Raw genomic sequence first — 13,358 nt, forward strand, 5'->3', positions numbered from 1 at the left:
CACCCTTTGCTGGTTACGCGATCTTGAATCGGGACACCGACTGGCGAAGTTCCTCGGCCATTCGTGTCAGCTCGCGCACCTGCTGCGCCGTGGAGCGCGTGCCTTCACCGGTTTGTTCCGTCACCGCGAAGATGTGCTGGATGTTGCCGGCCACCACGTTGGCGGACTCGGCTTCCTTGGACGCGGAACTCGAGATCTGCTCGATCAGCTCGGCGAGCCGCCGCGACACCTGGTCGATCTCGGTCAGCGCGGTACCCGCGTTGTCGGACAGCTTGGCCCCTTCCACCACACCCTGCGTGGAGCGTTCCATGGCGGCCACCGCGTCCTGCGTGTCGGTCTGAATCGCCTTCACCAGCGCCGCGATCTGGCGTGTGGCGTCGGCGGAGCGTTCGGCGAGTCGCTGCACTTCTTCCGCAACCACCGAGAAGCCTCGCCCGGCTTCACCGGCGGACGCCGCTTGAATGGCTGCGTTCAGGGCCAGCACGTTCGTCTGTTCGGTAATGTCGGAAATCAGTTCCGTGATTTCACCGATCTCCTGCGACGATTCGCCGAGCCGCTTGATCCGCTTGGAGGTTTCCTGGATCTGGTCGCGGATCGAGTTCATGCCGCCGATGGCGTTCTGCACGGCCGCGAGGCCCGACTCGGCCGCTTGCAGCGACTGGCGCGCAACCTGGGCGGATTCCTGGGCCTGACCGGACACCTGGTTGATTCGGGCCGCCATGTCGAGCACCGACTGGCCGGTTTCGCGAATTTCGCGCAGCTGCTCGGTGGAGGCCGCCAGCAACTCGGTGGACGTCGATTCCACCTGCGCCGTCGTGGCCGCCACCTTCGTGGCCGTGGCCTGCACGTTGCCCACCAGCTGCCGCAGTTCTTCCACCGTGTAGTTCACCGAGTCCGCGATGGCGCCGGTGATGTCCTCGGTCACGGTTGCTTCCTGCGTCAGGTCACCTTCAGCGACCGACTGCAGTTCGTTCATCAATCGCAAAATGGCCGCCTGGTTGGCGTCGTTGACGCGCTTGGCCTCCTGCTCCTGGCGCTCGGCTTCCAGCCGCTGCTGTTCGGCAACGAGCTGGCGCTTGCGCGAGTCCTGTAGCTGCACGTACGCCAGGCCGACGGCGCACAGGATGGCGAAGATGGCCGAGACGATCAGGGTCGTGAGCGCGCCGGCGCCCAGGCCCGTGTTGGCCTGCAGCTTGGCCTGCAGTTCTTCCAGCGCCTTCCGCAGCGGTTCCGAGTCCTGGATGATCGCCGCCTGCGCTTCGCGCGCGGACACCAGGCCCTGCAGGTTGCCCAGGATGGCGCCGGCTTGCGTGCGCGTCTGTTCGTACAGCTTCATCAGCGCCTCGAGGCGCTCGCGGGTCTGGCCGTCCTTGGTGCCTTGCAGGCGCAGCTCGGGCGAGCCGTCCAGCAGGCCCTGAGCGATTTCCTTGAACGAGTTCAAGTCCTTGCCCAGCAGGAACACGGCCTCGGGGGACACGCCTTCCATCGTCAGGAATTCGTTGGCGGACTTGCCGATACGCTGCGTCAACATCACCAGCTGGCCCGCGGCGGAGATTTCGGCCGGGGGCGCGTTCTGCTGCAGCTTGAGCGACGACACCGTCTCGGCGATTTCCAGCAGGTCCGACGACTGGCGGTTGATGGTGCGAAGCGCCGAACCCACCTGCGTCAGGATCTTCTGCTGGCCCATGACGGTGGTGGCGTTCTTTTCGGCCTTTTCCATCAGCGGGTTGATCTTCTCGACGTCTTCCTGCAGCACCTCGTTCACCGGCTGCAGGCGCAGCGAATCGTCGCCGGCCTTCAGGCCGCGCACCGTCTTGGCCAGCACTTCGGAAGCTTCCTTCACGTCGGGGAAGGCCTGGGGCGAACCCACCAGGGCCTGCGACACCGACTTGGCGAGGCGCTGCGACTGCATCAGCGAGTTACCGGTACCGGCCACCTGCTGCGCGACGCGGTCCGCCTGGTTCACCGCGAAGAACGCCACGGCACCCAGCACGACCAGGGACAGGGTCAGCAAGGTGAACAGCACGCGCTGGTGGATGACGACCGAGCGGCGCCCCAGCAGCGGCACCGAGATCAGGTCGGCTTCCTCCGCCGCATCGGCAGGCGCGATGGAATCGTCGATGCTGTCGGGCTCCACCGCTTCCTGCAGCGTCTGCTCGGTGACCTGCGCTTCCATCGCGCCGGTGGCGAGCGGGTCGGCCGAGGCGTCGGGGGCGTTCAGGCTCAGGTCGCCCGTGGTTTCCGCCTGGGGTTCATCGGACTTCTTCGAGAACAGCTTGGAGAGTTTCTCAACGACGGACATGGTGCGTGCCTTCCGGGACGATCAAAAACGGCGCTACGCGCCGATGCTCAGGAACTGGGGTTGCTGGGAGAGCGCCTGCAGGTTCAATTCCTGCCAGTAGGCGCCGTTCGAATCGGTGAATCCGGTGCCGAAATAGTCCGGCGCGCCCTCGGGGGGCGGGGTGGAGGAGGCAAACGCGTCCATGTTGCGCAGGCCGGCCAGGCGGTCGATCAGGAGCGCGCAATTGACCTCGAGCGCGGAATTGAAGGCGACCAGGCGCGACTCCGCGCGGCCGGCGTCCGAGCGCTGCGCCGGCGCCTCGCCCCGGACGTAGCTGGCCAGGTCGACCACGCCGTAGAGGCCGCCGCGCAGGTTGGCCACGCCGAGGAACCACGACTGCGTGTACGGCACGGGCAGCGTGCTCGCAAAAGGGAAGATCTCGCCCGACTGGGCGAGCGGGAAGAGGAACTTGTGGCCGCCGGATTCGACGGCCAGCCACGACGCCTGGACGCCTTCGGTCCGGGCGGCTTGCAGGCGGCTGGCGAGGCGTGCCTGAAGTTCTCGCAGCGCTTCGCGGTTGGCCATGTCCGTGTACTGCTTGGGGTCCGGCCGGTTAGCTCAGGGCCTTGATCTTGGCCATGAGCTCGTCGGCGTCGACGGGCTTGGTGATGTAGTCGCGCGCGCCCTGGCGCATGCCCCAGACGCGGTCCGTTTCCTGGTTCTTGCTGGTGCACATGATGATCGGCACGTCGGCATACAGCGGGTCGCGCGTGATCGCGCGCGTCAGCTGGAAGCCGTTCTGGCCGGGCATCACCACGTCCATCAGGATCAGGTCGGGCTTCTCCTCGGCCAGGCGCTTGAACGCGTCGTCCGCGTTCTCCGCCGTCTTGACCGCGAAGCCGTTCTTCTGCAGCAAATCGGTCATGAACATCAATTCCGTCTTCGAATCGTCCACGACCAGCACTTTCTGGATCGCCATGTCACTCACTCCTGTCATTGCGCGGCTTCTTGCGCGCCGAACTGCTGCACCGTCTGCAGCAACTGGTCCTTGGTAAAAGGCTTGGTCAGGTAGTCCTGCGACCCCACCATGCGGCCGCGCGCCTTGTCGAACACGCCGTCCTTCGACGACAGCATCACCACCGGGGTGTTGGAGAACCGGGCGTTGCGCTTGATGATCGCGCACGTCTGGTACCCGTCGAGCCGGGGCATGAGGATGTCGCAGAAGATCAGGTTCGGCTGGTAGTCGTTGACCTTCGCGAGCGCGTCGAAGCCGTCTTCGGCCAGGAGCACGTCGTGCCCCCCCTGCTTCAGGAAGATCTCGGCGCTGCGGCGGATCGTGTTGCTGTCGTCGATCACCAGCACCTTCAGCCCTGTGCTCACTTGACGCTGCTCCTCATATTTGTAACTGCTTCGGTGGCGGCATCAACCCAATCTCGCCCAACGTGTAACAAAGGCGCTGTGGGCCGCCTAGATCTGCACCATCTCGAAATCTTCCTTGCGGGCGCCGCATTCGGGGCAGGTCCAGTTCATGGGAACGTGGGACCAGGCGGTTCCGGGGGCGATGCCGTGGTCAGGTGCGCCTGCGGCTTCGTCGTAGATCCACCCGCAAATGAGGCACATCCAGGTTTTGGTACTCGTCTCTGTCGTCACAGCTTAAAGGGCCTTCGAATAGAATGCAACGATTGTATCGAGGGCCTTCCCAGCGCCCCGCCCAGCGGACTCTCAGGGCCGACGACTGGAAGAATCTCCGCCCTATGACAAACCCCAATCCCCCCAGCGACAACGATGCCGCCTCGCAGGACGCCGATCCCGCATGCGTGATCGTTTTCAACGCGAGCGACCCGAGCGGCGCGGGCGGGCTCGCGGCCGACATCGCGGCGATCGCCTCGGTGGGCGCGCACGCGCTGCCGGTGGTCACCGGGGCCTATGCGCGCGACACGGCCGAGACCTTCGATCACTTCGCGCTCGACGAGGACGCCATCGCCGAGCAGGCGCGCGCGATCCTCGAGGACGCGAGCGTGCAGGTGTTCAAGGTGGGCTTCGTGGGCACGCCGGAGGCGGTGAGCGCGATTGCAGAAATTGCCGCCGACTATGCAGAAGTACCGGTGATCGCCTACATGCCGAACCTCGCGTGGTGGGACGAAGGGCAGATCGACCTGTACCTCGATGCTTTTCGCGAGTTGATGCTGCCCCAGACGACCGTGTTGGTGGGAAACCACAGCACGCTCTGGCGCTGGCTGCTGCCCGAGTGGAACGGTGAGCGCGCACCGACGGCACGCGACATCGCGCGCGCCGCCGGCGAGATGGGCGTGCCCTACACGCTGGTCACCGGCATCGTGCTGCCCGACCAGTACATCGACAACGTGCTCGCCACGCCGCAGGCGGTGCTGGCGAGCGAGAAATTCGAGCGCTTCGAAGCCACCTTCGCCGGGGCCGGCGACACGCTGTCGGCCGCCCTCGCCGCCCTGGTGGCGACGGGCCAGGACCTCAATGGCGCCGCAGGCGAAGCGCTGGCCTACCTGGACCAGTGCCTGGACGCGGGCTTCCGCCCCGGCATGGGCCACGTCGTGCCCGACCGCCTGTTCTGGGCGCAGCCCGAGGGCGACGAGCCCGGCGAGCTGACCAAGGAAGAAGCGCAGGCGCTGCAGGTGATCGACATGCCCGCCCATGACACGAAACATTGACCGCAACGAGGAGCTGTTCGCCCGCGCGAAGCAGCTCATTCCCGGCGGCGTGAACTCGCCCGTGCGCGCCTTCCGCGCGGTGGGCGGCACGCCGCGCTTCGTCACCCGTGCGCAGGGCGCCCACTTCTGGGACGCGAACGGCACGCGCTACATCGACTACATCGGCTCCTGGGGGCCGATGATCCTGGGGCACGGCCACCCGGTGGTCGTGGAGGCGGTGCAGAAGGCCGCGCGCGACGGCTTCTCCTTCGGCGCGCCGACCGAGCGCGAGCTCGAACTGGCCGAGGAAATCATCCGCCACGTGCCTTCGCTCGAGATGGTGCGCCTGGTGAGCTCCGGCACCGAGGCGGGCATGAGCGCCATCCGCCTGGCGCGCGGGGCCACGGGGCGCAGCAAGATCATCAAGTTCGAAGGCTGCTACCACGGGCATGCGGATGCCCTGCTGGTGAAGGCCGGCTCCGGCCTCGCCACCTTCGGCAATCCCACCAGCGCCGGCGTGCCCGCCGAGGTGGTGCAGCACACGCTCGTGCTCGAGTACAACAACCTGCAGCAGCTGGAGGAAGCGTTCGCGCTGCACGGGCGCGACCTCGCCTGCGTGATCATCGAGCCCATCGCGGGCAACATGAATTTCGTGCGCGCCGGTGTCGACTTCATGCGCCGCACCCGCGAGCTGTGCACGCAGCATGGCGCGCTGCTGGTCTTCGACGAGGTGATGACGGGTTTCCGCGTGGCGCTGGGCGGCGCGCAGGCGGTGTACGCGAAGGCGATCCCCGCCTTCCGCCCCGACCTCACGGTGCTGGGCAAGGTGATCGGCGGCGGCATGCCGCTGGCGGCGTTCGGCGGCCCCCGGGCCATCATGGAGCAACTGGCGCCGCTCGGCCCGGTGTACCAGGCCGGCACCTTGTCGGGGAATCCGGTGGCCACGGCCTGCGGGCTGGCCACATTGCAACAAATCGCTCGTTCAGGATTTTTTGACGAGCTTGCAGCCAAAACGGCAACGCTCGTTGACGGCCTCAAGGCCGCCGCCCGCGCAGCCGGCGTGCCTTTCAGCGCCGACTGCGAAGGCGGGATGTTCGGTTTCTTCCTGCTTCCGGAACTTCCCGGTAACTACGGGCAGGTGATGAAGAGCGACGGCCAGCGTTTCAACCGCCTGTTCCACGGCCTGCTGGACCGCGGGGTGTACATCGCACCGGCGCTTTACGAGGCCGGATTTGTCAGTTCGGCGCACGCCGACGCGGACATCGCCGAAACCATTTCGGCGGCCCAAGCGGTGTTCCGGTCGCTGGCCTAATGCCGGAAGTGGCGCACGCCTGAAAACACCATCGCCACGCCGCGCTCGTCGGCGGCGGCGATCACTTCGGCGTCGCGCATCGAGCCACCCGGCTGGATGACGCAGGTGGCGCCGGCGTCGACCACCACGTCCAGGCCGTCGCGGAAGGGGAAGAAGGCGTCGCTGGCGACCACCGTGCCCTTGAGCGACAGCCCCGCGTGTTCGGCCTTGATGCTGGCGATGCGGGCCGAGTCCAGCCGGCTCATTTGCCCGGCGCCCACGCCCATGGTCATGCCGCCCTTGCAGAAGACGATGGCGTTGGACTTGACGTACTTGGCGACCGTCCAGGCGAACAGCAGGTCCTTCAGTTCCTCCGCGGTCGGCTGCTTCTTCGTCACCACCTTCAGGTCCGCGAGCTGCAGCACGTGGTTGTCGGCCGTCTGCATCAAGAGGCCCGAGCCCACGCGCTTGACGTCCATGAGGTTGCGGCCGTTGTCCCAGTCGGTCTTGCCGCCCGGCGGCAAGGCGATCTGCAGGACGCGCACGTTGGCCTTGGCCTTGAAGATCGCCAGCGCTTCCTCGGAGAACTGCGGCGCCATCAGCACCTCGACGAACTGCTTGCTGACGGCCTGGGCCGCCGCGCCGTCCACCGGGCGATTGAAGGCGATGATGCCGCCGAAGGCCGAGGTCGGGTCGGTCTTGAACGCCTTCGAGTAGGCGTCGAGCGCGTCCCGGCCGATGGCCACGCCGCAGGGGTTGGCGTGCTTGATGATCACGCAGGCCGGCGCGTCGAAGCTCTTGACGCATTCCCAGCCGGCGTCGGCGTCGGCGATGTTGTTGTACGAGAGCTCCTTGCCTTGCAGCTGCTGGGCCGTGACCAGCGAGCCGGGCGCGGGATGCAGGTCGCGGTACAGGGCCGCCTGCTGGTGCGCGTTCTCGCCGTAGCGCAGGTCCTGCAGCTTGACGAAGCGGCCGTTGGCCTGGGCCGGGAACACCGAACGCGTCCCATCCTCCTGCAGCGACGAGAGGTAGTCGCTGATCGCGCCGTCGTAGTTGCTGATGCGGTTGAACGCGGCGACCGACAGCGCGAAGCGCGTCGTGTCCGACACCTTCCCCTTCGCCTTGAGCTCTTCGAGCACCTGCGGGTACTGCGACGCGTCGGTCAGCACCGCGACGTCCTTCCAGTTCTTCGCCGCCGATCGCACCATGGCCGGCCCGCCGATGTCGATGTTCTCGATCGCGTCCTCCAGCGTGCATCCCGGCTTGGCGACCGTCGCCTCGAAGGGATAGAGGTTGACCACCAGGATGTCGATGGTGTCGATGCCGTGGGCGCGCAGCGCCTGCATGTGCTCCGGCACGTCGCGCCGCGCCAGCAGGCCGCCGTGCACCTTGGGGTGCAGCGTCTTCACGCGGCCGTCGAGCATCTCCGGGAAGCCCGTCACGTCCTGCACCTCGGTGACGGGCAGGCCCTCGCCGGCGAGCAGCTTGGCGGTGCCGCCGGTGGAAATGAGCTTCACGCCCAGCGCATCCAGCGCGCGCGCGAGTTCGACGATCCCGGTCTTGTCCGAGACGGATAGCAGTGCGTTCATGTGTTTGTTATTTGATGAGCCGGTGCTCGACCAGCTTCTTGCGCAGCGTGTTGCGATTCAGGCCCAGCCACTCGGCCGCCCGCGACTGGTTGTGGTCCGCCTTGGCCATCACCACTTCCAGCAGCGGCTTCTCCACCACCTTGACCAGCATCTCGTACATCCCGTCCGGCTCCGTGCCGCGCAAGTCCTTGAAGTAGCCCTCCAGGCTGGCGCGCACGCACTCCTCGATGTGCTTCTTGCTCATTCGATTGTCTCCACTGCCTCTTCTTCGTTGTCCCCGGCGGCGCCCTGCGGCTGCGGCATGCGGTCCCCCGACGCGGCCAGCGCGTCGAAATACCCCGCCACCGCCGCGAGCTGCGCCGCGCAGTCCTCGATCCGGTTCATCTGCGCGCGGAAACCTTCCGCGCCCGGCAGGCCCCTCACGTACCAGCCGATGTGCTTGCGCGCGCTGCGCACGCCCGTGAATTCGCCGTACAGGCCGTAGTGGTCCTTCAGGTGGTCGAGCAGCAGGCGCTTCACCTCCACGACCAGCGGCGGCGCCAGGTGCGTGCCGGTGGCCAGGAAGTGCGCGATCTCGCGGAAGATCCACGGCCGCCCCTGCGCCGCGCGGCCAACCATGACCGCGTCGGCCTTCGTGTACGCCAGCACGTCGCGCGCCTTCTCGGGCGAGTCGATGTCGCCATTGGCCACGACCGGGATGCGCACCGCGTCCTTGACGGCGGCGATGGTGTCGTACTCCGCGAAACCCTTGTAGCCCTGCTCGCGCGTGCGGCCGTGCACCGTCAGCATCTGCACGCCGGCGGCTTCGAAGGCCCGCGCCAGGCGCACGGCGTTGCGGTGTTCGTGCGACCAGCCGGTGCGCATCTTCAGCGTGACGGGCACGCCGTGCGGCGCGCAGGCTTCGACCACGGCGCTGGCGATGGCAACGGCCAGCGGCTCGTCCTGCATCAGCGCCGAACCCGCCCACTTGTTGCACACCTTCTTGGCCGGGCAGCCCATGTTGATGTCGATGATCTGCGCGCCGCGCTCGATGTTGTAGGCGGCGGCCTCGGCCATCATCGGAGCGTCGGTGCCGGCGATCTGCACGGCGATGGGGCCCGGCTCGCCGTCGTGGTTGGCGCGGCGCGAGGTCTTGAGGCTCGCCCACAAATCCTTGCGCGACGTCACCATCTCGCTCACCGCGTAGCCCGCGCCGAGCGCGCGGCACAGCATGCGAAACGGCCTGTCGGTGACGCCCGCCATCGGGGCGGCGAACAGGTTGTTCGCCGTGGCGTGCGGGCCGATGTTCATGGATGCGAGGAAGGGGCTGCTGAAAAATGAGGCACGATTGTATGCCCGCGCCATTCCGCCGGCTGAAATAAAAAACTGCGTATCCGGCTGAGTGTTTGCCGAGCTTGCGCACCGGTATGCTTCACGGCATGTCGTGGCTGGACCCGCTGCTCGATCTGCTCGCATTGCCGCGGTTCGGGCTGCTGACTCTCTTCATCGCGTCGTTCGTCTCGGCCACGCTGCTGCCCGTTGCAAGTGAACCCGCACTCTACGGTTTGCTGCGGCTGAATCCCGAGCTGTTCTGGAGCGCCATCTTCGTCGCCACCGCGGGCAACACGCTCGGCGGCATGGTCGACTGGTGGATGGGCTGGGAAGCGCACCACATCGTTGACAAGTACTCGCAGTCGAAGTGGCACGCGAAGGCGCTCGGCTGGCTGGAGCGCGCCGGGCCCAAGGCGTGCCTGCTCGCCTGGCTGCCGGTCATCGGCGACCCGCTGTGCGCCGTCGCCGGCTGGCTGCGCATGCCGTTCTGGCGTTGCACGTTCTACATGGCGATCGGCAAGTTCATCCGCTACGTGATCTACACGTACGCGCTGGTGTACATCTGGCCGATGCAGTAAGTCCCGCGCAAGTCAGTTTCCCGACATGCTCGCTTCCCAGAATCCGTGCAAACGCCGGAGGACGGATGGCACCCCACAAGCTGAAGCTGTTGAATGCGCTGCTGGCCGCGGCGATGGCTGCCGCATGCGGTGGCGGGGGCGGCGGGGGCGCCAGCGAACCGGTTGCCGCTGCGCCTGCGCCGCTACCCGCACCACCCCCGCCCGCGCCACAGCCCGCGCCGGCACCGGCACCTGCGCCAGTGCCAGCTCCGGCCCCGGCTCCAGTGCCTGCAGGGCCTGCGCCGGCGCCCGCACCCGCGCCTGCCCCATCTCCCGATGCGCCGGCCCGCGCCTTCCCGGCCCACGCCAGCTACACCGCCGGCGTCATCAAGCCATCGCACGTCACGCAGGCCGCGATGGACCAGGCCGTGCAGGCGCACTACGCCGCCTGGAAGGGCGCCTACATCCGCACCACCGGCGGCCAGGGGTCCTGGGTGAAGTACGACGCCACCAACTCCACCGTGTCCGAAGCGCATGGCTGGGGCATGGTGATCGCTGCGTACATGGGCGACAGGGCGCTCTTCGACGACATGCTGCGCTACGCGCAAGCGCACCCCAGCGCGAACGCGCCGCACCTGATGGCGTGGAAGCAGACGCTGTCGGGGGGCGTGATGAAGAGCGTCGAAGGCGTCGACTCCGCCACCGACGGCAGCATGGACGTCGCGTACGCGCTGCTGCTCGCGCACGCGCAGTGGGGATCGGCCGGCGCTTACGACTACAAGGCCGAAGCGCTGCAGGTGACGCGCGAGATCCTCGCGCACGAGGTGAACGCGACGGCAGGCAACCTGATGCCGGGTGACTGGGCGCAGGGCAGCGACCGCGTGCACACGCGCCCCTCGGACTTCATGACGAGCCACCTGCTGGCTTTCGCGCGCGCCGACACGGTGAACGCGGCGAAGTGGACGGCCGTGTACGACACGGTGTCGGCCATCGTGAACCACCAGTACGCCAACGGCAGCGCGGCGACCGGCCTGGTGCCGGACTTCATGGTGCAGTCGGGCGCGGCTTTCGTGCCCGTGCCCGGCACCTACCTCGAGTCCCTGCACGACGGCGATTTCAGCTACAACGCCTGCCGCACGCCGTGGCGCCTGGCCATGTCGCACATCGTCGACGGCCGCACGGACCTGCTCGCGTCGCAGCGCCAGACCGCAACGTGGATCGCGGCATCCGCGAAAGGCGTGCCGAGGAACATCCGCGCCGGCTACTACGTGCGCAACGGGACCAACGGCAAGGCCTTCGCCGACTGGGACGACCTGGCGTTCACCGCGCCGATGGCGGTCAATGCGATGCTGGGCGGCCCGTCGTCGCAGGAGTGGCTGAACAGCCTGTGGACCTCGATCACCGGCGGCGACTACGGGCCCACCGTCGACTACTACGGCGACACCATCCGCATGCAGGTGCTGCTCACGGTGTCGGGCAACTGGTGGGCACCCTGAAATGAAAAAGGGCCGCGCGTTGCGGCCCCTTGTTGGCGCTGCGGCGGCTTACTTGCCGGCGCCCGTGTAGCTCAGGCCCTGGAGCATCGCACTGGCGCGCGCCGGGTCGAGCAGCTCGAGGTTGACGCGGCCGACCATGATGCCCATGGTCATGTACGAGCGGACGTACTTCGTTTCGCCGGCGGCGAGCGTGAATGTCGCTGCCTTCTCGGTCTCGGTGGCCGCGGTGGCCGTGTAGTTGCCGGCCGGACGGTCCACGTAGAAGAAGCCGCCGGGCTGGGACTTGCCCACGACCACGCCATTGAGCTTGATCTCGGGCTGCAGCGCCGCGCCGACCATGCCGGAGTCGCGCAGGATGAAGATGCGGCCCTCGCCGGCCTTCATCGCGGGCAGGCCCGAAGCCATCGTTTCGTACTTGGCGCCGGTGGCGGCGCAGCCGGCGAGCGCGACGACGGCAGCGGCGGCCGCGAAGCGCAGGAAGTTTCTTCTCATGGGGTTCCTCTCAGGGTCAGTTGGACAGGGGGTACGACAGGTGAAAAGGTCTGTTCGACGGGCAGGTAGACACCCACGACCTTGCCGTCGGAGACGACCAGGCAGGCCTCGTGCACGTCGCGGGCCTGGACGATGAAGACACCGCCGAGGCGCTTGTAGACCTCGCCCTGGTCGATGCGGCCGACGGATTGCCAGGTCGAGCCGACCTCGATCGGGCGGCGGCGCCCGCCGGCAGGCTGCACGGCGGCGGGGGCAATGAGTTCGATGACGCGCGGCTGCGCGCCGGTCGCGGCGAGCGGCACGAGGCGGCTCGGGCGCATGTCGAGCGGGGCGGCGCAAGCGGCCAGGGCTGCGACTGCGGCGGCCGCGCCCAAGCGCAGCAAGACACGATGAAGCGGTGCCACCGCCCAGTTACCCGACATGGTTTCCCCCTGATTTCGGACGCGCGGACTTTATCACCCGCCAGCTCAGGATTGGCGAGCCGCGGCGACGAACTCCGGGTCGGCCAGCAGCTGTCTCACGAGCTTGCGGTACAGCAGGCCGTACTCGTTCACCGCGGTGACGATGGCGTTCACGCCGACGAAGGAGGACGGCCAGGTCGATTCGACGATGAGCTCCTTGTCGAAGGCGATGCGGCCCGAGCGGGTGACCTTCACACGCGCCGCCAAGCGCGCGGAGCCCGCACCGGGTGGGATGTCCATCGCCGTGTCGTTCAGCTCCGCGCTCACGACTATGGAAGACGCGGGGTCCAGCAGCCCGGCCGCGCCGAGATCGGCTGCCAGCGACTCCTTCAAGTACTGCGCGAACGACTCGCCGTAGGGCGAGCTGATCGTGTTGGTCCGCATGCCGATCGAGCGGTCGATGCCCGCGGGTCGCCCGGGAGCCAGCCTGAATTCGCCGAGCGCGACGGGCGCCAACGGCAGCGAACGCGCCGCGCGGATGTTGTCGATGCTCGCCACCGGCGGGCCCAGGCGGTATTGCGCGCAGCCGCCCAGGGCGGCCAGCGCCAGCAGGGCCGCGAGGAAACGCGCCTGCCTCACTTGAAGGCCGGATCGTCGGAAAGGTCCTTCAACGCCACGCCAACGATCTGGCGGACCATGATGGTCACGGCCTCGGCGGTGCTGGCGGCCTTGACGCCACCCGGCACGTCCCCGCCCGACCCCATCGAGGTGTGGATCGCATGCTTGCTGGTCTTGACGATGGCTGCGGACTGGCCGCGGGAATAGCTCACCGTGCAGACATAACCATCGGTGACCGTCGATCCCTTGATGCCGAAGGTCAGGCCCGTCAGGAAGCCCTTCTTGTAGGCATCGTCGATGAGCGCCACGTTGTTGATCTGGACGCTCAGCAGCGCCCCGCCATTGGGCTTGTCCTGCACGTCGGAGAACAGGCCGCTGGCCTTGATGCGCTCCATCACCATCGGCTTCACGAAATCGGTCGCCCGGGCGTTCGGCTTGCCGTTGGTCTGGAACTCGACCACGACCTGCACCGGCTGCAGCTGCGCCGGCTTCGCGAACTGCGAGTCCGGCACGTCCTTCACCGCGCCGTCGAGGTACGACGTGGCGCAGCCCGAGAGCAGCAGCGCCGCCGCCGCGGCGCAGGCGATCAGGAACGGGCGCACGAACGAAGCGCGCGAAGCGATGAACGACATGGGAACCCTTCTGGAAGTGTTGCTTGA

Annotated in this window: 16 protein-coding genes; 4 read left to right on the forward strand and 12 right to left on the reverse strand. The window is 67.6% G+C overall.

From position 1 onward, the window contains the following. Positions 1 to 13: 13 nt before the first annotated feature. The 5 genes from WG903_RS01095 to WG903_RS01115 form a co-directional block, all read right to left on the reverse strand. A complete protein-coding gene (locus tag WG903_RS01095; protein ID WP_340072337.1) occupies positions 14 to 2,302 on the reverse strand; it encodes a methyl-accepting chemotaxis protein in 2,289 nt (762 codons plus the stop codon). A gap of 33 nt (positions 2,303 to 2,335) precedes the next feature. Next, positions 2,336 to 2,866, reverse strand: coding sequence for a chemotaxis protein CheW (locus WG903_RS01100; RefSeq protein WP_340072338.1), 531 nt, complete (start codon positions 2,864 to 2,866; stop codon positions 2,336 to 2,338). Positions 2,867 to 2,894: 28 nt separating this feature from the next. Next, positions 2,895 to 3,260 carry a response regulator transcription factor gene (locus WG903_RS01105; RefSeq protein WP_340072339.1) on the reverse strand — a complete coding sequence of 122 codons (366 nt, stop codon included), beginning with the start codon at positions 3,258 to 3,260 and terminating at the stop codon, positions 2,895 to 2,897. Positions 3,261 to 3,274: 14 nt separating this feature from the next. Then, a complete protein-coding gene (locus tag WG903_RS01110) occupies positions 3,275 to 3,661 on the reverse strand; it encodes a response regulator (protein ID WP_340072340.1) in 387 nt (128 codons plus the stop codon). Positions 3,662 to 3,748: 87 nt separating this feature from the next. Beyond that, positions 3,749 to 3,901: a rubredoxin gene (locus WG903_RS01115; RefSeq protein ID WP_340072341.1), complete on the reverse strand. Its 153-nt coding sequence runs from the start codon at positions 3,899 to 3,901 to the stop codon at positions 3,749 to 3,751. Between the two features lie 134 nt (positions 3,902 to 4,035). Between WG903_RS01115 and thiD the strand changes: the two genes are divergently transcribed. Then, positions 4,036 to 4,965: a bifunctional hydroxymethylpyrimidine kinase/phosphomethylpyrimidine kinase gene (gene thiD / locus WG903_RS01120; protein ID WP_340072342.1), complete on the forward strand. Its 930-nt coding sequence runs from the start codon at positions 4,036 to 4,038 to the stop codon at positions 4,963 to 4,965. Continuing rightward, entirely contained in the window at positions 4,949 to 6,256 is a 1,308-nt protein-coding gene (hemL, locus tag WG903_RS01125) for a glutamate-1-semialdehyde 2,1-aminomutase (RefSeq protein ID WP_340072343.1), read from the forward strand. Before thiD ends, hemL begins: the two co-directional genes overlap by 17 nt. Here hemL and purH read toward each other — a convergent pair. Genes purH through dusB form a run of 3 tightly spaced genes read right to left on the reverse strand, consistent with a single transcriptional unit; the run spans position 6,253 to position 9,114 of the window. Next, positions 6,253 to 7,824, reverse strand: coding sequence for a bifunctional phosphoribosylaminoimidazolecarboxamide formyltransferase/IMP cyclohydrolase (purH, locus tag WG903_RS01130; protein WP_340072344.1), 1,572 nt, complete (start codon positions 7,822 to 7,824; stop codon positions 6,253 to 6,255). The genes hemL and purH overlap by 4 nt on opposite strands. Before the next feature lie 7 nt (positions 7,825 to 7,831). Next, on the reverse strand, positions 7,832 to 8,068 hold the full coding sequence (locus WG903_RS01135; protein WP_340072345.1) for a Fis family transcriptional regulator: 237 nt from the start codon (positions 8,066 to 8,068) through the stop codon (positions 7,832 to 7,834). Beyond that, the gene (gene dusB, locus WG903_RS01140) at positions 8,065 to 9,114 is read right to left on the reverse strand and encodes a tRNA dihydrouridine synthase DusB (RefSeq protein ID WP_340072346.1); all 1,050 of its coding nucleotides are present in this window, start codon (positions 9,112 to 9,114) and stop codon (positions 8,065 to 8,067) included. Before dusB ends, WG903_RS01135 begins: the two co-directional genes overlap by 4 nt. Before the next feature lie 128 nt (positions 9,115 to 9,242). Between dusB and WG903_RS01145 the strand changes: the two genes are divergently transcribed. Further along, positions 9,243 to 9,713, forward strand: a complete 471-nt coding sequence (locus tag WG903_RS01145; RefSeq protein WP_340072347.1) for a YqaA family protein — start codon at positions 9,243 to 9,245, stop codon at positions 9,711 to 9,713. Positions 9,714 to 9,976: 263 nt separating this feature from the next. Beyond that, on the forward strand, positions 9,977 to 11,188 hold the full coding sequence (locus tag WG903_RS01150; protein ID WP_340072348.1) for a glycosyl hydrolase family 8: 1,212 nt from the start codon (positions 9,977 to 9,979) through the stop codon (positions 11,186 to 11,188). A gap of 48 nt (positions 11,189 to 11,236) precedes the next feature. Here the strand turns inward: WG903_RS01150 and WG903_RS01155 are convergent, their stop codons facing one another. The 4 genes from WG903_RS01155 to WG903_RS01170 form a co-directional block, all read right to left on the reverse strand. Next, positions 11,237 to 11,680, reverse strand: a complete 444-nt coding sequence (locus tag WG903_RS01155) for a DUF2846 domain-containing protein (RefSeq protein WP_340072349.1) — start codon at positions 11,678 to 11,680, stop codon at positions 11,237 to 11,239. After that, complete coding sequence (locus WG903_RS01160; RefSeq protein WP_340072350.1) at positions 11,677 to 12,063, reverse strand: hypothetical protein; 387 nt, start codon at positions 12,061 to 12,063, stop codon at positions 11,677 to 11,679. Before WG903_RS01160 ends, WG903_RS01155 begins: the two co-directional genes overlap by 4 nt. A gap of 84 nt (positions 12,064 to 12,147) precedes the next feature. Further along, the gene (locus WG903_RS01165; protein WP_340072351.1) at positions 12,148 to 12,720 is read right to left on the reverse strand and encodes a hypothetical protein; all 573 of its coding nucleotides are present in this window, start codon (positions 12,718 to 12,720) and stop codon (positions 12,148 to 12,150) included. Further along, a complete protein-coding gene (locus WG903_RS01170; RefSeq protein WP_340072352.1) occupies positions 12,717 to 13,331 on the reverse strand; it encodes a hypothetical protein in 615 nt (204 codons plus the stop codon). Before WG903_RS01170 ends, WG903_RS01165 begins: the two co-directional genes overlap by 4 nt. Between the last annotated feature and the right edge of the window lie 27 nt (positions 13,332 to 13,358).

Source organism: Ramlibacter sp. PS4R-6 (assembly GCF_037572775.1).
In the GTDB taxonomy this organism is placed as follows: domain Bacteria; phylum Pseudomonadota; class Gammaproteobacteria; order Burkholderiales; family Burkholderiaceae_C; genus Ramlibacter.